The sequence below is a fragment of the Bradyrhizobium sp. 141 genome (genome assembly GCF_023074055.1).
GTDB lineage: Bacteria > Pseudomonadota > Alphaproteobacteria > Rhizobiales > Xanthobacteraceae > Bradyrhizobium.
Genome location: NZ_JADPKR010000046.1, coordinates 53559 through 77306, shown reverse-complemented (window position 1 = coordinate 77306; position 23748 = coordinate 53559). Strand labels below are relative to the sequence as shown.

The 23748-nt window shown below is 61.7% G+C and carries 15 protein-coding genes; 9 read left to right on the top strand and 6 right to left on the bottom strand.

Annotation, left to right across the window (positions count from 1 at the left end; all coding sequences use genetic code 11):
* Positions 1 to 125: 125 nt before the first annotated feature.
* The 6 genes from IVA81_RS13585 to IVA81_RS13560 all read left to right on the top strand — a co-directional run bounded on the left by IVA81_RS13585 (position 126) and on the right by IVA81_RS13560 (position 11106).
* A complete protein-coding gene (locus IVA81_RS13585; protein WP_247318119.1) occupies positions 126 to 1265 on the top strand; it encodes a glycosyltransferase in 1140 nt (379 codons plus the stop codon).
* The gene (locus tag IVA81_RS13580; RefSeq protein WP_247318116.1) at positions 1265 to 2602 is read left to right on the top strand and encodes a hypothetical protein; all 1338 of its coding nucleotides are present in this window, start codon (positions 1265 to 1267) and stop codon (positions 2600 to 2602) included. Before IVA81_RS13585 ends, IVA81_RS13580 begins: the two co-directional genes overlap by 1 nt.
* A 36-nt stretch (positions 2603 to 2638) precedes the next feature.
* A complete protein-coding gene (locus IVA81_RS13575) occupies positions 2639 to 3916 on the top strand; it encodes a glycosyltransferase family 4 protein (protein ID WP_247318113.1) in 1278 nt (425 codons plus the stop codon).
* Positions 3913 to 5304 carry a hypothetical protein gene (locus tag IVA81_RS13570; RefSeq protein ID WP_247318110.1) on the top strand — a complete coding sequence of 464 codons (1392 nt, stop codon included), beginning with the start codon at positions 3913 to 3915 and terminating at the stop codon, positions 5302 to 5304. Before IVA81_RS13575 ends, IVA81_RS13570 begins: the two co-directional genes overlap by 4 nt.
* A gap of 512 nt (positions 5305 to 5816) precedes the next feature.
* The gene (locus IVA81_RS13565) at positions 5817 to 9725 is read left to right on the top strand and encodes an RHS repeat protein (protein WP_247318107.1); all 3909 of its coding nucleotides are present in this window, start codon (positions 5817 to 5819) and stop codon (positions 9723 to 9725) included.
* A gap of 253 nt (positions 9726 to 9978) precedes the next feature.
* Positions 9979 to 11106 (top strand): acyltransferase, encoded by a 1128-nt coding sequence (locus tag IVA81_RS13560; RefSeq protein WP_247318105.1) that lies wholly within the window; start codon positions 9979 to 9981, stop codon positions 11104 to 11106.
* A gap of 25 nt (positions 11107 to 11131) precedes the next feature.
* Here IVA81_RS13560 and IVA81_RS13555 read toward each other — a convergent pair whose 3' ends face one another.
* Both IVA81_RS13555 and IVA81_RS13550 read right to left on the bottom strand, forming a co-directional pair.
* Complete coding sequence (locus IVA81_RS13555) at positions 11132 to 12493, bottom strand: polysaccharide pyruvyl transferase family protein (RefSeq protein ID WP_247318102.1); 1362 nt, start codon at positions 12491 to 12493, stop codon at positions 11132 to 11134.
* A 19-nt stretch (positions 12494 to 12512) separates the two neighbouring features.
* The gene (locus tag IVA81_RS13550; protein WP_247318099.1) at positions 12513 to 13970 is read right to left on the bottom strand and encodes a lipopolysaccharide biosynthesis protein; all 1458 of its coding nucleotides are present in this window, start codon (positions 13968 to 13970) and stop codon (positions 12513 to 12515) included.
* A gap of 288 nt (positions 13971 to 14258) precedes the next feature.
* On the opposite strand from IVA81_RS13550, the gene IVA81_RS13545 reads away from it, so the two are divergent.
* On the top strand, positions 14259 to 15356 hold the full coding sequence (locus IVA81_RS13545) for a glycosyltransferase (RefSeq protein ID WP_247318097.1): 1098 nt from the start codon (positions 14259 to 14261) through the stop codon (positions 15354 to 15356).
* A 17-nt stretch (positions 15357 to 15373) separates the two neighbouring features.
* On the opposite strand, the gene IVA81_RS13540 is transcribed toward IVA81_RS13545, so the two are convergent.
* Genes IVA81_RS13540 through IVA81_RS13525 form a run of 4 tightly spaced genes read right to left on the bottom strand, consistent with a single transcriptional unit; the run spans position 15374 to position 20122 of the window.
* Entirely contained in the window at positions 15374 to 16462 is a 1089-nt protein-coding gene (locus IVA81_RS13540) for an acyltransferase (protein WP_247318094.1), read from the bottom strand.
* Positions 16459 to 17565, bottom strand: a complete 1107-nt coding sequence (locus IVA81_RS13535) for an acyltransferase (RefSeq protein ID WP_247318090.1) — start codon at positions 17563 to 17565, stop codon at positions 16459 to 16461. The genes IVA81_RS13540 and IVA81_RS13535 overlap by 4 nt, the downstream gene beginning before the upstream one ends.
* A gap of 9 nt (positions 17566 to 17574) precedes the next feature.
* Positions 17575 to 18912 carry a hypothetical protein gene (locus IVA81_RS13530; RefSeq protein ID WP_247318088.1) on the bottom strand — a complete coding sequence of 446 codons (1338 nt, stop codon included), beginning with the start codon at positions 18910 to 18912 and terminating at the stop codon, positions 17575 to 17577.
* 7 nt (positions 18913 to 18919) lie between these two features.
* Positions 18920 to 20122 carry an acyltransferase gene (locus IVA81_RS13525; RefSeq protein ID WP_247318086.1) on the bottom strand — a complete coding sequence of 401 codons (1203 nt, stop codon included), beginning with the start codon at positions 20120 to 20122 and terminating at the stop codon, positions 18920 to 18922.
* Between the two features lie 617 nt (positions 20123 to 20739).
* On the opposite strand from IVA81_RS13525, the gene IVA81_RS13520 reads away from it, so the two are divergent.
* Together IVA81_RS13520 and IVA81_RS13515 are read left to right on the top strand one after the other, a co-directional pair.
* Entirely contained in the window at positions 20740 to 21306 is a 567-nt protein-coding gene (locus IVA81_RS13520) for a hypothetical protein (RefSeq protein ID WP_247318084.1), read from the top strand.
* 31 nt (positions 21307 to 21337) lie between these two features.
* Positions 21338 to 23569 (top strand): Wzz/FepE/Etk N-terminal domain-containing protein, encoded by a 2232-nt coding sequence (locus IVA81_RS13515; RefSeq protein ID WP_247318080.1) that lies wholly within the window; start codon positions 21338 to 21340, stop codon positions 23567 to 23569.
* The last annotated feature ends 179 nt before the right edge of the window (positions 23570 to 23748 follow it).

Sequence of the window (23748 nt, the reverse complement as noted above, 5' to 3'; positions counted from 1 at the left end):
GCAACATCACCACATCGCTGCCCCATTATCGCTACGTATTCGAGGAACTGTATCTCGCACTAGCGAACATAGAACAGGGATACAGGATGTCTGGGCCTCCGACGCAGCCTTATGCAAGGCAAACGATGAAAGTGCTGCACATCGCCGAGACGATTCGGGGCGGGATTGCGAGCTACCTGAACGAGTTGCATCCACAGCAACAGGCAAGTTTCGGCACGGAGAACGTGCACTATGTCGTGCCCTCGGATCATCGCCGCGATCTTCCCGCGGTCGATGACAACCAGATTACGACGTTCGAACGATCCGGCCGCAGCGTTGCCGGACTGTTCCAGATGCTGCGCGCAAGCATGCAGGCACTGGACGCCTTCAAGCCGGACGTGGTGCATCTGCATTCCTCGTTTGCAGGCCTCGTGCTCCGTCCCGCGCTTGCGGCCCGCTCGAACGGTCCGCGCGTCGTTTATTGCCCGCACGGTTGGGCATTTTCACGCGAGACCGGGCGCCTCAGTCATGTGGTGACAAAGGCGGCGGAGAACCTTCTCGCGCGGACGTCGGACCGAATCATCTGCATCTCCAGCGACGAGTTCAACGAAGCGGTCCGCGCGGGAATTCCGGCCGACCGCCTCACCCTCGTCCACAACGGCATCTCGAAGAGCCGCACGCCGCAGCCCGTCGCGGCGGACTGGACCTCCAAGAAGGTCAAGGTTCTGTTCATCGGACGCCTGGATCGCCAGAAGGGATTCGACCTCCTGATCGAAGCGGCGCGCACGCTCGAAGATGTGCTTGATATCCGCATGATCGGCGCCTCCGTCGTCAACAAGTACGAAGGCCCGAGCGTCCCGTCCAACGTGTCCCTGCTGGGCTGGCTCGACCGCCCGACCATCGAGACCCAGCTCGAGGCCGCCGATCTCGTCGTGATCCCGTCACGATGGGAGGCCTTTGGCCTCGTTGCCCTGGAAGCGATGCGCGCCGCAAAACCCATCCTGGCATTCCGCAGTGGCGCGTTGCCCGAGATCGTCGTTGACGGCGTCACCGGCGTGCTATGCGAGCCCGTCGCCGTTCAGCCGCTCGTCGACGGTTTCCGGCGGGCGCTCGATTTCGATCTCAAGGTGCTGGGACAGCGCGGCTACGACCGGTTCAAGCAGCTTTATGACGTTCAGAAGACGCATGGACAGTTGCAACAGGTCTATGCCGAGCTCCTGCATGACGATCGGACACCGGTCGAGGCGAAGGCCGCACTGCAATCGGATCTCTCCAAGAATTTCTGATGGCTCCATCGCTCCCACGCACCTTGGTTCGCGGCAGCTTCCGCCTTGCGAGCCTCATCGCATCCATTTTCCTGCCGGTTTCCGTCTGCGCGCAGCAGGCTCAACCGCTCGATGCCCGATTCCTGCTGGGGGTCGGCACGCATCAGGGGCTGGGTGGTCCGGTGAGCGCGCGCGGATACGTGCCTTCGGAGAACGTCGCGCAGATCAAGCAACTCGGCCTCAACGCTTTCCGCGACGATTTTCCCTGGTCCGATTTCGAGGTGGGGGGACGCCGGATGGGGTTCACGCCCAGGCTCGGCAGGCTCGAGGCGCAGGTCAGATCCGGCGTCGCGCGTCCCCTTCTGATCCTTGCGTTCGGCCACCATCTGGTTCCGAATTCGTCGCCACCGACGACCGATGAAGCGCGACAGCGGTTTGCCGACTATGCTGCTGCGGCAGCGCAATCGGTCGTGGCGCAGCATCCACTTTTCGAGCTCTGGAACGAATGGAATCTGGCGGCGAAGAAGGATGCCGCGTTCTCGCCGGAAAACTATCTGGCGCTCGCGCAAGTCGCGCGGCCGGCGGTCAAGCGGGTCGCGCCGAATGCGCCTTTCCTGGTCGGAGCTCTCGGCGACGATCCCGGCTGGACATGGACGGAGAAGATGCTGCGGACCGGCATCCTTCAATATGCGGACGGCGCTTCGATCCATCTCTACAATTTCTGCATGGGCCCGAGCAAACGCACCTCGGCCGAAATCATCGACCGTGTCACGGCGTTTCACCGTCTCGTCGGCCAGGCGAGCGGAAACCCCGATTTTCCGATCTATGTCACTGAGACAGGCTGGACCACGGCGTCCAACAAATGCGGCGTCAGCGAGCAGGCCCAGGCCGACAATACGGCGCAGCTCATCCTGTGGGCATCGACCGCGACGCGCTGGCTCAAGGGCATGTGGCTCTACGAGCTCAAGGACAGCGGAAAGAATCCATCGGAGCTGGAGGACAATTTCGGGCTCTATCGTTTCGACAATTCGCCAAAGCCGGTTGCCTGTGCCGCCCAGGGCGCCTGGGCCTTCGTTCGCTCCAGCCTGAGTGCCGAGCGACGCGAGCTCGCCAGCGGGGTCGTATCGATCAATGCATCGACGGCTTCCGGCGGCAGAGTTGCGGTCTGGTCCGAGGCTCCGGACCGACGGTACGAAATTCGGCTCAAAGGCGATCAACCAGGCGCCAGCTTTGCGATGCCGTGCGACCAGACGGCAAAGCCTGCGTCCGGGGTCTGGATCCCCGTCTCGAGCACACCGGTCCTGATTGCAGCCAATGACAGTGCCGTTCCCGCCCTGGAGATAAGGCCGGCGCGGTAGACGCGATTATTTTTTTGCAGACATGAGGTTGACGCGATGAAAGTTCTTTTGACGTCCACGCTTTATCCGACGCCTCAGGCCCCAAAGATCGTCGGCGGCGCAGAGATCTTCGCGCGGCGTTTCGCCGAAGGCCTGGTGCAGCGCGGTGACGAAGTGGAGGTGATCCGGGCCGCATCCTCGCCCGAGCAGGCGCGCGAAAGCTGCAACGGCATCAACGTCTATTCCGCGCCGGTGCAGAACATCTATTTGCCCTTTACGGAGCAGAAGAACGTCGCGCTGCGCAGCATCTGGCACGCCGTCGACGACTGGCAGATGCGGGCCCCCCTGATCGCGGAGCGCATCCGGGCTTTCAAGCCGGACGTGTTGCACTCCAACAATTTGTCGGGCCTCACCACCGCGATCTGGCGCGTTGCCGCCCAGCTCGGCGTTCCCGTGCTCCATACGCTTCACGACTATTATCTGACCTGCCCGCGCTGCTCGCGCTTCGAGAAGGGACGATCTTGCGAGCACACCTGCACGAGCTGCGGAATTCTGACCTTTCATCGCAGGCGTGCCACGCATTGGCTCAGCGCCGTGGTCGGCGTGAGCGAGCGCGTCCTGTCCATTCACACCGACATGGGCATGTTCTCGGAGACACCGATCCGCACCGTGATCCGCAACGCCTCGACCGAGCCGCCGCGTGAGCCCTATCCTCGTCCGGTCTGCACCACCGAAGTGACGTTCGGATTCATCGGCCGCCTCACGGAGGAAAAGGGCATCGACAATTTGATGCGGGCGCTGGCTCTGCTGCCCCCGGATCGCATCCGCATGATGATTGCCGGCCGTGTCAGCGACGAGGAGCAACGACGCCTCAGGGCGCTCGCGCCGGATGCACGAATCGAGTTCATGGGCTTCGTGGTGCCGGACGATTTCTACAAGCAAGTGGACGTGGTGATCGCTCCGTCGATCTGGCACGACCCTGGCCCGCTCGTCGTCGCCGATGCCAAGGCGGCCGGCAGGCCGCTGCTCGGAACCCGCTTTGGCGGCATGCCCGAGGTCATCGAGCACGGCATCACGGGCTGGCTGACTGAAGCCGATCCGCAATCCCTGGCCAAGAGCATGCTCGCGGTCGCGGCCGATCCGCACAAGATCGACGAGATCAGCCGGCGCCTCATCGCGGATACCAACAAGTGGATATTTTCCGACGTGCTGTCTTCATACAAGAACCTGTATGAACAATTGCGCGAGCAACGGATGTCACACTTGCGCGCAGCCACGACCGAAGCGCCACAGGGACCGGCGGTCGTCGGCAAGGAGCGCCTCATTCCGCGATGACACGCCTCCTCGCGATGGCGGGCTACGTCTATCAGAGCGCCGCGGCGATCGTCCTGATCTTCGCGATCAGCCATCTGTTGCCCGCTGCCGACTACACCAGCTTTTCGCTCGCGCTGGCCTCGAGCCAATTGCTCTGCGTCCTGATGTTCGAGTGGCTGCAACTCGCCGGACTGCGTTTTCTGGCCGCAGCCGGGGAGAACGAAGCGGCCCGGCTGAGGTGGTCGCTGTTTGCGGCAGGCCTGTCGAGTGCGGGCGCGCTCGTCGTGGTCGGGAGCTCCGCATCCATGGCCAGCGCGCTCCCGGCGGGGATCATCGCGTTGGGTCTGGGCATATCCGTGCTTCAGGGCTTGACGGATCTCTACTTCCTGTCGGTCCGTCTGTCCGACCGGCTGGGCGTCGCGTCCTCTCTTCTTGCACTGCGTGCCACCGCGCTTCTGGCCGGGGCCGCCGTGGGAGGGGCGATTTCGGGGACGGCTGAAGCTGCGCTGCTCGGGATTGCGTCGGGTCACATGCTGGGACTCGTCGCGGGCCTCGTCTCGTATCGCACGCCGCTGGAGCGCGCCTCGTTGCAGGCGATGCTGACCGACTGGAAGACCTTCGCCCGCTACGGCATGCTCGCGGCGGGCGCCTCCGTCATCCATTTGTCGGTGCCGGTGCTGCTCCGTGTCATCATCATCGGCCGGCTGGGCGCAACGGGGGCGGGTGCCGGATTTTCGATCGCGCTCGACCTGCTGCAGCGCCCGTTCTGGGTCCTCAACGCAGCAATTCACACCGTGAGCTATCCCGAATTGGTCAAGGACTTCGAACACGGGACCGCCGTGAAGTCGGTTCAATCGGCGCGGCGGATGTTCGAATTCATGATCTGCACGACCCTCGTGCTGCTCGGCGGCCTGGTCGCCTTCATTCCTGATGCAGCCCGTATCCTGGTGCCGCGGGAGAGCCTTGACGGCTTCCTGTCGACGGCGCCCGTGGTGGCCGCCTTCTATTTCCTGCACACGCATCTCCAGGCCACCATCGCGGTGGTTCCACACCTGGAAAAGCTCGCGACCAGGCTCGTGCTCGTCGCGGCTGGCCAGCTAGTGATCGTCGCAGCCGTCGCGCTGGTCGCGGTATGGGCCGGCCTGTCGCCGCGACAGGCAGTCGGCTGCGCTTCGCTCGCCACCTTCGCAACGATCGTGGTCGCACTCCGTCCGACCCTGCGGTTCGAGGCATTCCCGCGCTGGTCGTTGGTCATGCAGGCATTGGTGGCCGCAATTCTGATCGGGTCGCTCGGTTCGATGCCGACGGAGCCCGCGACATGGCTCGCCGGCAAGATCGCGATCGCCGCGATTGCAACGGCGGTCATCGGATGGCGCGGAGACTTTTTAATGCTGGCCCGCCGCAGCTGATGCGGTCGCACCGGGATAAGCGCGCAGATCGGGTTCCGACATACGGAACCAGCTTGTCGGTCAGCCAGCAGCAAGCGCCTGCACCATCCCTGAGCACCTACAACCCCTGCGAGCAAGCCCAGGACCTTAACCGCCCATCGAAGCGGCATCTGCGAACTTCCCGTGCAACAAAACCAATGAGCTGCACGAAGGCATGACGAAGATACTCCGAACGGCGGTCAAGCGAGCCGCGTCGCCCTTTCCGACACCCGTCGTACCAATCCATTTCGCACAGCCTGCGCATACATTCAGCAGCGCAAATCGCGAAAATCACGAAAGCGCCTTCCTCACGTCATCCTGCCCCGGCATCGCATTCCTATTCTGCTGCAAAGAGCGAATCTGTTCCTGCACAAGGAACCCCACTTCGCTCGCGATTTGTAGCTTCTATTTTTATCTGAAATTCACACTCGACACAGAAGCTTGAACGCAAATCCCTGCGAGCAATTTTGTTCGCGCTGAAACTCGAGTGTGCAATGTCAGACCAGACCATCCTATCCGCCAGCGGCTTCATCAACTCCATCGGCGTCAACACGCACGCCGGCTTCGGGTGGACCGGCTACAACAATCTCGCGCTGATGGTCGATGACCTCGAGTATCTCGGCGTCACCCATCTCCGCGACGCGATGGGGACCAGCCCGGCTGCGCAACCCGTCGTCGACGGTCTGGCCGCCGCCGGCTACAAGTTCGACTTCCTGGTGTCGTCCGCCCTGCCCCAGACGGGCACAACCGGGCTGCAGAACTACATCGCCTCGCTCCAGAAGTTCGTGACGAACCATGCGGGCAGCATCAGCGCCATCGAGGGACTCAACGAGGCCAATCACCAGCCCTTCAGCTACAATGGCAGCTCGAGCCTCACCGCCGCGGCTCAGTTCCAGAGCGCGCTCTATCAGGCCGTCAACGCCAACGCCGCGCTCGGCAGCATTCCGGTCTACAATCTGTCACTGGCCTACAATGATCCCCAGGGCTACAGCCAGCTCGGCGACATGTCGGGTTCTGTCGACTACGCCAACGCCCACGCCTATGTCAGCACCAGCCTGACTACCGGCAGCTCAATTGCGGCAACGCTGAGCGCGGTCATGGCCGCGGCACCGGGAAAGCCCGTCGTCATCACGGAAACCGGCTACACCACGCAGGCCAACACCCAATATCTCGGTGTCAACGAGACGGTGCAGGCCAAATCGATCCTGAACACCCTGGTTGATGCCTACAAGGCCGGCGTCAGCTCGACTTATCTCTACGAGCTGTTCGATCGCGATTCCTCCGCGGGTAATACCAATCCCGAAGCCAATTTCGGACTGTTCAATTCCGACGGGACTCCGAAGCTCGCCGCGACGGGCATTCACAACCTGACGACCATTCTGGCCGACGACGGCAAGGGCGGCCTGCAGCCGACTGATCCGTTGAACTACACGCTGAGCAACATGCCCGCCTCCGGCAACAGCATGGTACTCGGCAAGAGCAATGGCGCTTACGAGCTCGTCGTTTGGGCGGAGCCGAAGCTCTGGAAGTACGCCAACGACACCGAGATTTCCAATCCGACCGAGACCGTCACGGTGAACCTCGGTGGCGTGCATCATTCGGTGAAGGTGTATGACACGCTGACGGGAACCACGGCGATCGCCAGCTACACCGACGTCAGCACGATCACCATCCCGGTCAGCGATCACCCGCTGATCATCGAGATCGACGCGCCCGCGACCGATCCGACTCCGCCGGACACGAGGACCACTGTCAGCGGCACGGCTGCCGAGGTCGTGCCGCAACTGTCCGACCTGAGCGAGTCGACCGCGCTGCAGACCATCACGCTGACCGACTCCCACGTGCTGCCGGTCGCCTCGAAGGCGACCATGGACTACATGATCGCCCATTACGGCAGCGCTCTCTCCAAGATCCAGGGCGGATACTCGTTTTCGGTGACGAATGCGGCCGCGACCTGGAGCAACACGAAGACCTATAACGCCAGCGGAACGCTTCTGTCGAAGTCGGATACCGGCCTGAACTCGAGTGGACAGCCGACCTCGACCACCGTCGCCTACACCGATGGCTCCAAGGACCTGATCAGCTACACCAATGGTGTGCAGACGAAATTCGTTCATGTCGGCACCGACGCAACCAGAACCACCGACACCTACAACACGGCCGGAATCCTCCTGAGCGAGGTCGTCCAGAAGTCCGACGGCTATTACTCCACCACTCTCTACACGAGCGGCGTGAAGACGGCCGCCTACGTCAAGAATGCCGACGGTTCGCAGGACAACTATACCTACGGCATCACCGGCAAGAGCTTCACCACCCAGGTGCAGCATCTCGATGCCTCGGGGAAGGTCACCTCGGTGACACGCAGCCATGCCGACGGCTCGCTGGATTCGACGCAAGTCTACAACAGCGACGGCAGCAGCGTGATCACCACGTACAGTGCCACGGGAGTCAAGCTGGTCGAGACGGCCTATCATGCCGATCACAGCAAGGACGTCTGGACCTACAACATCACCGGCCAGAGCTACGCGACCGAGCACGACGTCTACGACGCGACCGGCTTTCTCACCGGCCTGACGCGCCTGCACAGCGACGGCAGTCTCGCCTTCAAGCTGGTTCAGACGCCTGACGGCACCAAGACGACCGATTGGTACAATGCCGCCGGCAGCCTCACCAGCGAGGTCGTGCAGAAGGCGGACGGCTATACCTCGACGACGGTCTACAGCAACGGCGTCAAGACCAATACCTATGTCAAGAATGCCGACGGCAGCCAGGACAACTACGCCTTTGGCATCACCGGCCAGAGCTACACCACGCTGATCCAGCACGTCGATCCGTCCGGCAAGGTCACCGCCGTAACCCGCAAGCATGCCGACGGCACGCTCGACTATACCCAGGTCATCAACAACGACGGCAGCAGCGTCGTCACCAACTATGACGCTGCCGGAACGCGGACAAAGGAAACCGACTTCCACGCCGACGGCAGCAAGGACGTTTTCCTCTTCAACATCACCGGCCAGAGCTACACGACCGAGCACGACGTCTACGATACGACCGGCTTTCTCACCACGCTGATTCGCAAGCACGCCGACGGCAGCATGGCGTTCAAGCTGGTGCAGAGCGCCGACGGGACCAAGACCACGGACTGGTACGATGCCAACGGCGTCCTCACCAGCGAGGTGCTCCAGAAGCCGAGCGGTTACAGCGCGACCACGATCTACACCAATGGCGTGAAGACGGCGGCTTACATCACCAACGCCGACATGAGTCACGACAACTATAGCTACAACATCACCGGCCAGAGCTACACTACGCAGTACCAGCACCTCGATCCGACCGGCCAGACGACGGAGGTGACCCGCTGGCACGCCGACGGCTCGCTCGACTACACTCAGGTCGTCAACGACGACGGCAGCAGCGTGGTCACCAACTACGATACAGCGGGCGTCAGGAAGACGGAGACCGACTACCACGCCGATGGGTCGAAGGACGTCTTCCAGTTCCACATCGTCGGCCAGACCTATACGAACGAGCACGACAGCTACGATTCGACCGGCTTCCTCACCGATATCGTTCGCACCCACGCCGACAACAGCCTGGCCTTCACCCTGGCGCAGAGCGCCGACGGCACCAAAACCTCCGACTGGTACGACGCCAACGGCGTCATCACCAGCGAAGTGACGACCAAGAGCGATGGTTACAGCTCCACGACCGTCTATGCCAGCGGTGTGAAATCCGCTGCCTATATCAAGAATGCCGACGGCACGTCGGACAACTGGAATTACAACATCACCGGGCAGTCCTACACCACCCAGCATCAGCACCTCGATGCCTCGGGCAAGATGGTCGAACTCACCCGGACCCACGCCGACGGCACCCTGGACTATACCCAGGTCATCCACGACGACGGCAGCAAGCTGACCGACATCTACAACAGCGCCGGCACCAAGACCCAGGAGATCGCCAACAACACCGACGGCTCGAAGGACGTCTTCCTGTTCAACTTCAACGGACAGACCGGCACGACGCAGCACGAGAACTACAACTCCGCCAGCGCACTCCAATTCTTCGATCAGAGCAAGACCGACGGCACCCACAACGTCACGGCCGTCGCCAGCGGCGTAACTCTTCACGGCGGCGCCGGCAACGACGTGTTCTCGGCGGCACCTAGCTCAACAACGGTGGCTTACGATCACGGCCAGGACCAGATCCTCAATTTCCAGGCCGGCGATGGCACAACTCACGACGTGGTCCAGATCTCGAAGCTGCTTGCCGCGGACTACAGTCACCTGCAAATGACTCAGTCCGGCACGAACGCGCTCATCACGTTCTCAGCCAATGATTCGATCCTGCTGAAGAACGTCTATGTCTCCAGCCTGACGAGCCACGACTTCTTGTTCGTCTGAGCCCGACGAAATACTGCCCAGACGCGCGCCACGTCGCTGGGGGCCGGGACCATGCAGGGGTCCCGGCCCCCAATTCTTTATCGGGCGCCTGCCTCATCGATGAGCAGAGAGCTGACTGCCATCCACAATTGGATGGGCCCCATGAATTCTGACGGACTGCCGCGATTGCGCCGCATCGGCCCGCGCGCTTGCGAACTTGCGTCACAATTCGCCTCTAGAAGAACCACGAACCGCGCAAGGATTCCGAGGCCCGATGCAAGCCAGTGAAGCAAGACGTTTTGTCGTTCTCGACTTCTACCGCTTCGTCGCCGCGCTCGGGGTCTTCATCTTCCACCTGAAGCTGATCGACACGGGCATCTCGCCGGCCTGGAACGGCTCCTACGGCCTGTTCGTGGACATGTTCTTCATCCTGTCCGGCTTCGTGATCTCATACTCCTACCCGTCCGACGCGCGCGGCGTGCGCGCCTATTCCCGTTTCATGATCCGCCGCATCGCGCGGATCTATCCGCTGCACTTGCTGAGCCTGCTCATCTTCGTGGTGCTCATCGGCGTCGGCCTGGAGCGCACGGCGCGGTCGACCCCGCTGGACTTCCTGTATAACCTCCTGCTGCTGCAGGCCTGGGGCGTCACCGATCACCTCAGCTTCAACTCGCCATCCTGGTCGATCAGCGCGGAATTCTTCTGCTATCTGATCTTTCCGCTCTTGATGCTGTTTGCGCGCAAGCTGCATCCCCTGATCCTGGCTGTAATCGTCGCGGCGCTCTATCTGGTCCTGGCGCATGGCCATTTGCCGATCTGGCAGGAACGGTCGCAGATGTACGGAGCCAATTACGATTACGGCATGCTCCGCGCGCTGCCGAGCTTCCTGAACGGCATCCTGCTCGCGATCCTGTTCCGGATGTCGCAGCCCTACCGGCAGAAGCGGGTGGTGTTCGCCGGCATCGCCATGTTCGGCATCTCCGTGCTCGTCCTCAACGTCTTCGCCAAGCCGGACCTTGCCATTCTGCTGTTCTCCTGCGCCATTCTTCTGACCGCGGTCGGCGAAAGCGCCTTCGCCGAGTTCCCCGGTGCCCGCCTGCTTGGACGGCTCGGCAACACCTCGTACGCGATCTACATGCTGCACGATGCCGTTCTGATTGCCGTGTTCAAGCCGCTATGGACCTGGCTCGGATTGCGCCCGGATCAGTTCGACCTGTTCGCCCTCGCCTGCTGCGTGGTGCTGACGATCATCGCTGACCGCACCTACGCCTATTTCGAGAATCCAACGAGGCGCCTCGTCAATCGCCTGGCCGATACCGGCCTGGTATCTTCCCGCAAGGCCCGGCCGGTGACGTCCGAGACGTCCATGCGCTTCGAGAACACCGAGCGGGCGGTCAACTGACGCCCGTCGGAAGACGTCGGAGTGCTCAGGCGACCTTGCCGCCAGCCTCCGGCACGATCCGCATCGCACCATCGTCCAGCAACGGAGCGACGTTGGCGCGAGCTAATTCCATGACGTCAGGCAGCATCTGACGGACCTGCTCGCCGGCGGCTTCGTATGCCCCGAGGAAGTGCAGCAGAAACGCCTCGAAGCTGTCCCCGACAAGGAACTGGGCCGGCGAGAGCAACAGCGTCTCGCTGATGCCGAAATGCGCAAACAGGCCCTGGAACTTGTCCTGATAGGTGATCGCGGCCACCGGCGTGCCCTGTCCGAGCGCAGCAATCGCCAGGTGCATGCGGCCGGTGATCACGCCGTCGACCAGTCCGACAACGGCCTTGATCTCGCCCGCCGACAGAACCTGGTCGACATGATGCACGTGCTCCCCAAGCGCGGGCTGAAGCCGAGCAGCCAGCGGCCGCAGGCAATTGTCGTCGGCAATTCCGGGGCGGTAATCATGCGCCAGCAGCAGCCAGCTTGCATTGTGCTGCCGCGACAGGCGCGCCATGGCATCCGCCGCTAGCTCTATCATCCGCTCAAGCTTGGCCGGCTCCGGCTTCTTGAACAGCATCGGGTGGATGTTGAAGACGAAGACCTTGCGACCCTGCGCGCGCTGCCGCGCGACCATGGCCGCGATCTGCTTCACTGCGGCAGTGTCGGCGCGCGGCGTCAGCATGAACGCAGAGTCGGCGACGAGACGCGCGCGTTTGCGGGCGAAATCGTCGAAGCGCTGAAGCGATATCGCATCGCGCAGGTTCAGGACCACGCCCGGATCGAGCAACCGGAACACTTCGCGCAGCGCCTTCGCCGGACGTGAGTTGAAACTGAAGCCGAGCACGCTGACCTTGGCGCCGAATCCCGCCATCAGGTCGGCAACGAGCAGCATGCGCGCCGCGTCCACCGGCGAATAGTAGCCGTCGAGCACGTCGGCCCCCAGCACCACGCCGAAATCCGGACGGGTGATCGAAAGTTCCTGCGCGACCGTCTCGTAGGAAAACGGCTGTCTCCAGATCTCGAGCGGCTTGAAACCCATCGCGCGAACGTCCGCACTCGCCGCGCTGGTGGCGGTGACGATGTAAGTTTCGAGGCTGGGATAGACCCGCTTCAGCTCGCCGACGGTGGCTTCGATCATCGCCTCGTCGCCGCGTGACTGATGAATGCTCCAGGGATCCGACGGCAACAGGACGAGACGGCGCGGATCGTTGCGCGGCGCCGCGTTGACACCGACGTCCTTCCGCGCGATCTGCCACCTGCGCAGCTCGAGGAGATCGACCGCGAAGGGCGTGTTCTTCGCGCTGTTGAGCCAGCCTCGGAGGTGCCTGCGAACAGGCACCGGGATCAATTGCTTCAAATCGTCCTCCTCGTCTTCATCAAGCGGTCGCACCGCGCTTCACGACGAAATCGATCAGCGAGAACAGCTGCTTCCGCCAGAACAGCAGAATACTCATCAGATAGGTCGCGCCGAAGCACGACGACAGCAGCCCCATCCGCAAATACGGGTTGATGTCCTGCGTCGCCTCTCGGCACAGCACGACCGCGCCGTAGGCCAGCACGATGGCGCAAAGGCAGCCCGCGATCGGACGCAGGAACTGGCTCCAGCTCAGGCCCAGCAGCCGCAGCGCCAGCGCGAATGTCACGGGGGTCACCACAAGCTGCGCGAATGCGAAGATCGTCGCCAGCTGACCGATATCGCGCGAGGGCAGCAGGAACATTGCGGGCACGACCGCGCAGAATTTGAGGATGTTCAGCGCGAATACGTAGTTCGGCTTGCCCAGCGCGCCGAAATAGGCGCTGTTGACGAATTGCACCGTCTGAATCGCGCCGATGAGCATCAGCGGCCTCATCACCGCTTCGCTTCCGCTCCACTTCGCGCCGAACAGCAGCAACGAAAACTCGGGCGCGATCGCCGCGAGCAGCACGAAGATAGGAGAGCCCACCAGCGCGCCGAGACTGACGCTGCGTAAGTAGGCGCCGGCAATACGGTCGCGCTCGTGAGCGATCTTGGACAGTGCGCTCAAAGCGACATCCATGACCGCCTGGGTGAGCAGCTGCATCAGGATGATGTAGACCCGCGCACCGACCGTGTAGATGCCGAGCGCGGCGACGCCATAGAGCGACAGGATGATCATGTCGATCGTGCGAACGATGGCGAAATCCAGCAGCCTGTTCAGCACGACATGGACGCTGTAGCCGGAGAGCTCGCGAAAGCTTCCGGAATCGTAGCCGCGCATCGGCAGCCATCGCGGCTGGCTCCAGAGCCACAAGCCGCTGATCGCACTCTGAACGACCACCTGGATCACGAGGCTGAGAGCGCCGAACCCGGCATAGGCGCAGGCGATTCCCACGATACCGGAAATCGCGGTTGCCACCATGGTCCTGACTGCGAGCACGCGGAAATCCATCTGGCGCTTGTAAAGCGCCTCCTGGAACAGCGTTGCGGTGCCGATCGGAAGGGAGAGAGACGCGGCCGTCAACAGCGGCGCGAGCCCCTTCACGCCGAGCCAACGCTCGATATCCGTCGCAAGGAAGGCAATCAGAACCGCCAGAAGCGTCGAAGCGGCGAAGGAGCAGAAGAAGGGCAGCGTCACATCGGCAGGCTCGAGCGTGCGCCGCTGGATCAACGCGTCGCCGAAGCCGAATTCGGCGATCGAGCTCAAGAGCAGCAGGATGAAAGCGACGAGCGCTGCAAGACCGAAATCCGCGGGATTGAGCAGCCGGGCCAGAACCAGGAACAGGACGAACGACAGCGCCCGGCCGCCCCAATTCTGTGCAAGCGACCAGAACAAGGCAACCACGACCTGATGTTGTTTGCCCTGCGTGACGTTCATCAACAATTCGACCCAATTCCGACAGATCCAACCACAATCGCAGGCTAGACGACGTGGCACGATGCTGCCGCGACGTCACCATCTCCGATCGCGGCGGAGTACTGATTGCTCGCTACATTACGACGGAGTGATGGCAATCAGATGAGTGCCGTCACGTTTCCCATTTAGAGTGGAAGTGAGTTCAAATCGTGGACTACACTCCGATCAACCTTTGCGAAGTGATGCAAAATGGATGCCTTGATGAATTCGCCTGCTCAGCGTTCTCTCCGTAACTCCAGGCGCTTGCGTGTGGCCATCTACGCACCGCATTTTGCGGAATATTCCTACCGGCTCGCATCGGGATTGGCGCATCATTGCGACGTCCGCCTCGTGCTCAACGCCAAGGACGCAAATCAGCAATGGGAACTGGCCGATATCGCCGTGGCGGCGCCCTTCGAAACCCGGATCCGCGACCTGAGCCTGCGCCGCGGCGGCGCAATCGGCATCCCTGCGTCGTTCTTCGATATAATATCGTTTCGTCCGGACGTGATTCATTGTCACGAAGTTCCGGAGATCTACACATCCAAGCTGATCCAGCTGCTCCGTCCGCTTGGCATTCCCCTGGTGCTGACGGTTCACGATGCGATTCCGCATTCGGAAGGCGGCTCCGGTACCTCGCCGCGTGAAGATGCCTGGCGTGGACGCATGCGCGCAGCCGCGTCGATCGTCACGACGCATGGGGAGAGCTGTATCGCCGATTTTCGCCGCGCCTCGCCCGACTTCAAAGGCGAGACGATCTCCAGCATGCACGGCGTGCTCATGGTTCCGCCAGCTAAAGGCGCGCTCACTGAGCCGGAATCCGCGCGAATCCTGTTCTTTGGACGGATGTGGGCTTACAAGGGCCTGGACGTCTTCATCGATGCGATCGACATATTGGCTCAGCGCGGCGTGGCGCATGAAGCGATCGTCGCCGGCCGCGGCCCCGAGATGACACGGCTCGGCGCGCGGATGGAAGCGATGCCGACGGTCAAGACCATCAACGCCTATATCGCGCCTGCGGATACCGGACGGCTGTTTCAATCCGCCACCGTGGTTGCCTTGCCCTATAAGGATGCAACGCAGAGCGGCGTGCTTGCATCCGCTTACGGCAACTCTCGTCCTGTCGTTGCCAGCGCCACCGGCGGCATTCCCGATGTCGTAGCCGACGGCGTCAACGGGCTCCTGGTTCCTCCGGGCGACGCTGCTGCGTTGGCCGATGCTCTCGAACGCGTGCTGACTTCGAAACCTCTCGCTGCGACATTGACCGACGGCGCGCGGCAAACCGCGGCCGGCCTCCTGAACTGGGACCGCATCGCCGAGCAGCTACTCGGGTCCTATCACAAGCTCGCCGGCCGGACCGTGAACTGACTGCGACAGGCGGTCTCTCAAACCGATTGCTCGATCTGGCGTCGAAAGAACATGCCGCGGATCGCGCCGTCCAGCAGGCGCCTCAGCCTGACCTCGATCAGCTCATAGCTGATCGCGCTCGCAACCAGTGACATCACCAACCCGAGCACGATGAAGGCGGCCCACAGCAGCCAGCGGTCGACGCCGGCAGCGACCAGCTTCAGGCCGATCACCTGCAAGGGGAACAGCACGAAGGGATGCACGAGATAGAGGCTGTAGCTGATCTTGCCGACATATTGCAGGGCCGGCGCACTCAGAGCCTTCCCGAGGCCTGATTCCGGAGCGAGCACCATGCCGAACAGCAGGAAACCGGGAATGAGCCCCACGAAGGGGTGAAACAGCACGAGGCTCGCATAGAGGGCGGCCCCGCAGACGAGACCCGCGAGCAGCCCAGCGCGTCCGGGAATGGAGATGCGAAATCCGGTCGCGCTGAAAAGCATGCCGATGCAGAAGAACGCGGTGATCGGCCAATGCATCAGGCAGGCCAAACCCAGCAGAATCAAGGGCGCCGCCAGCAGCCTGCCCCCGGCGCGCCACATCGAGAATGTCAGCGCAAACCAAATGTAAAATGCCCACTCATAGGTCAGCGTCCAGGCATTCTGCTGGGCAATGGGCAGGCCAAGCGCGTCCTGCACGAAGAACAGGTTGGCCGCAAAGATTGCGAGATAGCTGGTCAGATCGACCCCGCGGAAGAACTTGTAGGCCACAATCGGCCCGATTGCGAACAGCGCAAGATGCAGGACGACGAACACCGGCATGATGCGCAGGACGCGATCGAAAAAGAACCGCGGCAACGACCCGTGCCGCACCAGGCTCGCCGGGATCAGGAAGCCGCTGATCATGAAGAACAGCTCGACACCGTGACCACCGACATTGATCACCGATTGCAGCCAGAGCCAGAGCGGCGGCAGGAATCCGGGATCAGGAATGTCGTACATGCCTCCCTTCGGCATGTCGTAGAAATGATCCATCAGCACGCTCAGCGCCGCGATGGCGCGAAGCCCCTGGACCGACGGAACGAACGATCCGTCGTAGGTTGCGCCCGGCTGCTGCGGTGTCTTGATCACTCTGCGGCACCCTGGGTACCGAGCGCAGGCTCGAGGATGACCGGCTTTCGTCGCGCTGACCGGAACCTGTGCCCAAAGGCAATGCTGGGCTTCTCGACGAACGCGAATGTCATCCAGCTGACGAGGATCGACAACGCCAGGACCATGACCAGGAAGATCGACCATCCCAACGGCCCATCGCCAAACCAGACGAGGCGATGGAGGAAGACGATCACAAACGGCGACATCAGGTAGACCGAATAGCTGATCAGGCCGACGAACGCCATCGGGCGCCACGCCATCCTCTCGCCGAACACGGCAAAGCCGATGAAGACCAGCGCCGCGCAGACATAGGCCGATCCGATCGAATAGCTGTAGAAGAAGTTCTCGTGATACACCCCTCCGAACCGCCGGTCCGACAGGGTGACGGCGAAGATCGCATACATAAGCGTGCAGACGGCCACATGGGTCCATCGCAGTTTTCCGCCGATGACGGTGTCGCGGATGATCTTACCCAGGAACATCGCCGACAGGTTCAGCCCGACCTCCATCACCGAGGAGACGGTCCTGTTCTCAACGAAGAGCGCAGCGGTGGTCCCGACCAGCGCGGCCGCAACGACGATGGTGACCGCGGTGAAGCGCCGGTTCAGCAGCCCCATCGCAAAGAGAATGGTGCATCCGACATAGAACAGCAGCTCGATCGCCAGCGTCCAGTAGAAGACCCAGAGGTTCGGGACGTTCACGAAGGTCTGCAACATCGTCACGTTCGCGGCGACCTGTCCTAGCGGATAGATCTTCGACTCCAGCAGCTGCATCGTCAGGAGCCCGACCACGAGCGAGGTCCAGTAAGCCGGGTAGAGCCGGAAGAAGCGGCTGACCGCAAAATCCCGCACGGGCGTGGCGCTGTCCGGGAAGCTGAACGGAATGACGAAGCCGCTGACGAAGAAGAACAGCACAACGCCGAACCGGCCGAAGTTCATGTAGTAGCCGAACACGTCATGGATGGGCCAGTAATAGGCACCCGTCGGGTGCTTTTCGACGATCACCTCGAATACATGCTGGACCAGGACCGATAACACGGCCATGCCGCGCAACGTGTCGATGAATGCGAGCCGTTTATGCATTGTTCGTTCTCACCTGCTTCCGCTCGCCGCCGGTATATCCGGGCGGAAGCCTTCCAATGACGGCATCGGTGGCCGCATCACAATTGGCACCGTGTCGCCTGCCCGTGCGGAGGCCGCACGCCGCGAGAACACTTCGCTGAAGCTCAATGCGATGATCAGGAGGCCGGACGCCGGGCCGTAGTTCAGCACCGTGATCGTGAACAAATTGACGACGAAGATCAGCGTCAGCTTGTAGACGTCGGTCGCACCGAAAGTCGCGCGAAACACCATCACCATGAATGCAGCGAACGGAAGTCCGAACATCAGGTACGTGCCGATGTAGAAATTGTCGACCGGCACCCAGAAATGGGCGAGCGGCGAGAACAGCTTTTGCGGATAGTTGAAGCAACCCGCCCCGCAGCCGGTCACCAGACCGATCGGCATGAGCTGGTTCATGTAGACGAACGGCAGCTGCCAGCTGTTGTTGATGCGATCGACGATGCTGAACAAGGTCGAATGCGGCACGGCGGCGGTGCCGGAAGCGACCACGATCATGAAGAACGGGACCAGGATCGAGGCAAACGACCACAGTGCGATGGTCCGGATCGCGGGGAAGCGCGATTTCTCCGGCAGCATTCGCACGAACACCAGCAGAACCAGATAGAGCACGAGGACGATCATGGTCGTCTTGCTCGTGGTCAGCTTGATGGCATAGATCGCGATGGAGCCGAACAGCAGGCACCACGTCGTGCTCATGCGAATGGACGTGATCGCGAACGACACGAGGATGAAGAATGCCGCCATGGTGTTGTCGGCCGCAAAGCCCATGAGACGCTGGTCGTCGCCGCCATAAGCCCACCACAACCGGCCGGCCTCGCGGACAGCGCCGAAGGATTCGTATTTGTAGCCGACCCAGGGCATCAGGTAGAATTTCGTCAGGAAAACGCCGATCACGGACAGATAGAAGGTCACCGCGATGACCGACAGCAGCTTCCGGTACGAGCCGAGGCTCGAATCGCAGAAGCAGAATCCGACGAATACCGGCAACATCATCTTAAACGACGAGATCGCAGCGTTCATCGTCCCCATAAAGAAGTAGCCGAGCACGAGTGACAGCATGATCTGGACCAACACCAGCAGGGCCAGGGTGCTGCGATTGCGCAAAATGCAATGCACGAAGAACTGGACCAGACACAGAAGCGCGACGGCATCGGGCAGATACCAGAGCGTATCCACGTGATAGATGCTGGTGTAATAGCGGATCACGCCGCCAAAGGCGTCGCGGACCAGATAGACCCCGAGCGCGATCGCCTCGATGTTGAGGCTGATCAGCGTGATTCGGGGCCGTTGCAGCGCGAGCATCGTCATGTCCGGCTCAGTTCGTCTGCCGTGCGGGGGACGCCGAGAAATCGGACCGGCTTCCAAGAACGTTTCGCATCAGCCTGCCGCCGCGGATTTCGACATAGAGATAAGTGAAGTGGGACACCGCCAGCACGGCGGCTAATGAGACCACGAGATTCAGCGTGGCCGGCAGACCCGCCCAGACCGAATCCAGCGCAGCGATCCGCCCTATCCCCACCGCCCGCACGAAATACTCGGCCAGGAGCACCACGAGCGCGTGCACCATATAGATCGAGTAGGAACGGCGCCCGAGCCAGACCAGCGGCTTGGCCACCAGCATCCGCGGCACCAGCAGCGCATCGGGAAAAGCCAGTAAACTGCCGAGGAAGATCGCGAACGTCACGGGAGCGAGGAAGGTTGACGCAGGACTGGTCTCCGCCAGGGACACCAGGACGATGCTGGCTATCATGGCGACGAATTGCAGCAGGCCCTGCACGGCAGGACCCGGCTTGGCCGGCAGGCGATCAACGATCCTGACCGTCAGCACGCCCAGAAAGAAGCTCACGAAGCAGCGCACGATGCCGAAGTCGGTCTGAAGCCCGAGGCTCCTCTTGTCGAGCACGAAGATGATGAAGACTAGACTTCCGACCGCAAGCGCGCCGCAGAGGACGTAGAACCACAACAGGGAACGCATGCGCTGGGCAAAGAGGACGATCAGGCCGAACACGAGATAGGTGTAAAACTCGACACTGATGCTCCAGCTCGGCGCGTTCCAGCTGAGATAGTCGATAAACCCCATCGAATGCAGAAGCAGGACGTTGAGAACGAAGGAATAGGCATTGTTCACTTCGAACGCAGCCGGCGCGGCCACAACGACACCCGCCATGACCAGACTGATTCGCAGGAGGCGAAACAACAGATTTGCCATCAGCATGACGATGTGCAGCGGATAGACCCGCGCCAGGCGCCGCACCATGAACTCTCGCAGCGAGAAACGCCCGAAGTCGCTCTCGACGTAGCTGAGCGACATGACGATCCCGCTGAGAACAAAGAACAGATCGACCAGCAGCCAGGAGCTCCTGAAGAACGAGCAGTTGATCCACGCATTGTGCGGGAACGCCGCGAGGAACGTCGGCATCAGCAGGAGATGGTGAATCACCACCGATGTCGCGGCGATACCTCGGATGCTGTCGAGCGCCAGGACATGCGCCTTCTCACGATGAACCAAGTCCGTCACATCAACATTCCCAGCTATTGCACCGCAGCAGTGTGTATCAGGACTTGGCGCGTGTTCAATCTCTGCGATCGCGGACTCGCATTCGACGCATGACGATCGACGATAATTTCAAGGCTCGCAGTTCATTCGGACATGCGAGCGTCAAGTTCACGCCACTTTTTGCCTGAGACCGCCGTCGCGTCGGCGCACAAATCAAATCTGGCGTGATGATCGCGAGTATTTGCGCGTAAAGTTTGCGCGAAATTCGGCGCTGCTGCGATTAAGGTAGCCGCGAGGGTTCTGATTTCTCCGCATGCTGATGTCGCACATGATGCACTGATAATTTTTCGTGGGCGGGAACCAATGAGCAGCTGACGACTTGTGTCGGTTTTGCGACGTTCGCTTGCGACGTCCTCAGCACAAACGCCTCTTATGTTTTCAAGTTGCAACATTCCTAGGCGCGAGCGTGCCGATCTCGCATGCATTGCATATCCCCGTTTTGCAACCGATCGAAAATCAGGCAATGCACCCGTTATCGCCGGCCAAACACACTCGGCTTTTGCGTCGCACAAAAATTGACACAGTTACCTGCCAAGTTTCACCTGTTCTCCTATTGCAACAGGGAGGAAGGGACACGGATGGGCTGCGGACTAACAATTCGTCATGCAAGGCTACGATGGCTACCGATCGTCTTGGCAGCTTCTGCCTTGATCGTGTCGAGCATCGATGCTTGCCGCGCTCAGTGCGTCGAATTTTCGGATCGTGCCTCGCAGCTCGAACTCGACACGTTCGTGAAATCGCCCTCTTCGCTTCTGGAGCGCCTGCGCAATGACAAGGAGAAGCTGAGATTTCGGCTCGCCACCTACATCGCCACGAACCCGTCGGTGTTGCCGTCCGTGCAGACGCTCATCTCGGCCTCGACTTCGACCGATCGTTCCGCCATCGGCGCTGCACTGAGGATTGCGGAAGGACGGTGCACGTCGACGAAGCCGGACGCGGCGCGCAAGATCAGGGATTTCGCGCAACGGGTTGGTGATCTCAACGTGCAAGCGGGCTATTCCGCCGCAGGAGAGGACGCCTCGGGCGTCCAGGCTCAATCGCAAGACAAGAGCCCGGCGCAACCGTCCCGAGGCGGGGCCCTGCTCGACGGCGAATTCAAAACCAAGCTGGCCAACCCCTTCAAGCCCGTCCCCCTTCCGAACTGATCAGCGATCGTCAAAGGACGCGAATTCAAAAATGTACCAGCCCAGAGAACATTTCCAGTCGGGACACCGATTCGGCATCGAATTCGGCGGAGCCGTCCTCAGCTTCGAGCGCGTGACCGACGTCCTGCGCCGGCAGTGGCCGATCATCGCGGCGTGCACCGGAGCTTCTCTGGCCTTGGTGATGATCTACCTGGTCATGGCGCAACCGATGTACACGGCGAATGCCCGCATCATGATGGATACGCGTCAGGCGCAGGTGCTGGACAAGGACAGCAACGCCAACAGTGCCCTCATCGATACCGGTTACGTCGACAGCCAGGTCGAGGTCATCAATTCGGACGACCTGATTCTCTCGGTCGTCCGTCGCCTGAAGCTGACGGACGATCCCGAATTCAACGGCTCCAATCCGGGCCTGCTGTCCATCGTCCTCGGCAAGGTCATGTCGCTGTTTGGCTCCGGCGAACCGGCGTCCCAGGAGCGGCTCGAGCACGCCGTGGTCGAGGCAGTTCAGAAGAACTTGAGAACGGAACGCGTTCTGACGACGTATGTCTTGTCGATGAACTATCGCGCACGGAGCCCCGACAAGGCCGCCAAGATCGTCAACGCCATCGCCAATGCCTACCTCGTCGGCGCCCTGGAGGCCAAATATCAGTCCACCAAGCGGGCAACCGAATGGCTTCAGCAGCGCAGCATCGAGCTCAGCGAGCAGGCAACGGCCAGCGACCGCGCCGTGCAAACGTTCAAAGCCGAGCACAACATCGTCGGAACCAGCCGCGGCCTGATGTCCGAGCAGCAATTGTCGGACCTGAACACGCAGCTGGTTCAAGCGCGAGCGGCGACGGCCGAAGCCAAGGCTCGTCTCGACCGGATCAACGCGATCTCCGACCAGGATGTTGCGCAGTCAACCGTGACGGACGCTCTCAACAACTCGGTCATCACCCGCCTGCGCGCCCAATATCTCGACCTTCAGGCCCAATATGCGGATTGGTCGCGACGCTATGGCAAGCAGCATCTTGCGGCGGTCAATCTGGCCAACAAGATGGAGGAACTGCGCAAGAACATCGCCGACGAGCTGCATCGGATCGGAGATGCCTATCGCAGCGACTATGAGATCGCAAAGAGCCGGGAGGCATCGCTCGAGAAAAGCGTGAAGGAGCTCGTCGCCCAAGCCGGCGATACCGGCCAGGCCGCAGTCAAGCTGCGCGATCTCGAAAGCGCCGCCGACACCTATCGCAACCTCTACAACAACTTCCTCGAGAAACTGCAAAGCGCGACGCAGAATCAGAGCTTTCCGCTCAGCGAGTCGCGCCTCATCAGCACGGCCACCAAGCCGGATCGCAAGAGCTCGCCGCGTACGGTCCTGGCGCTCGTCGGTGGCCTGGTCGGCGGCCTGTGCCTCGGCTTCGGCGTCGCATTTGGGCGTGAGCTGCTCAGCGACGTCTTGCGGACCCCCGCCGAGGTCGAGGAGGAGCTCGGCGTCAAGTGCCTCGGAGTCCTGCCGGACATTCGTCCGCCGACGACGACCGGCGCGTTGCTTTCGACCTCAGCCAAGACAGCCTCACCCGATCTGTCCCGCTACGTCGTCGATCATCCATTCTCGCGGTTCGCCGAGACGTTGCGCAACATCAAGGTGTCGATCGATGTTGCGCGCCTGACCCGCGAGATCAAGGTGATCGGCATCGTGTCTTCCCTTCCCAAGGAAGGAAAAACGACGGTGGCGGCCAACTTCGCACAGTTGATCGCCCTTACCGGACATCGCACCGTCCTGATCGACGGCGATCTGCACACGCGCTCGCTGACCCGAGAGCTCGCCCCCAATGCCAAGAGCGGACTGGTGGAGGCCCTCGCCGACCCGGCGAGCCTCGGCTACCATGTGCAGCGAAGCAAGGAAACGGGCCTGGATTTCCTGCCGTCCGTCGTGGCTTCCCGCATGGTCAATTCGGCCGACGTCATTGGATCGAAGGCGATGGCCGAACTGCTCAAGGTGCTGAGAGAGCACTATGAATACATCGTGATTGACCTTGCCCCGGTGATGCCGGTGGCGGACTCGAAGGCCGTCAGCCTCTTGATCGACGCCATGGTCTACGTGATTGAATGGGGACAGACGACACGAAGCGCTCTTCAGGAGTCGGTTTCCGGCTCGGAAGTCCTCCAGAAGAAACTGCTCGGCGCCGTGCTCAACCGCGCCAACCCGAAGATGCTCAAGCGCATCGAGGCGTACAAGGGCAAGCACCACAACAGCTACTACGTCGAGCATGCCTAGCGGAGACGCCGCCTAGCCGAACTGTAACGACCTCGGGCCCGCTGCCATTTTGGCCGCGGGCCTTTTTTCGCGTCTAGCGGAACTGTCGCTGGAAGGCGATCGAATGCGCCTTCGCGCACGAGGCCGGGATTGCGCCAAGCCCACCCGACTGCTCAGGCCTCCGTATTCGTCCGGAATCC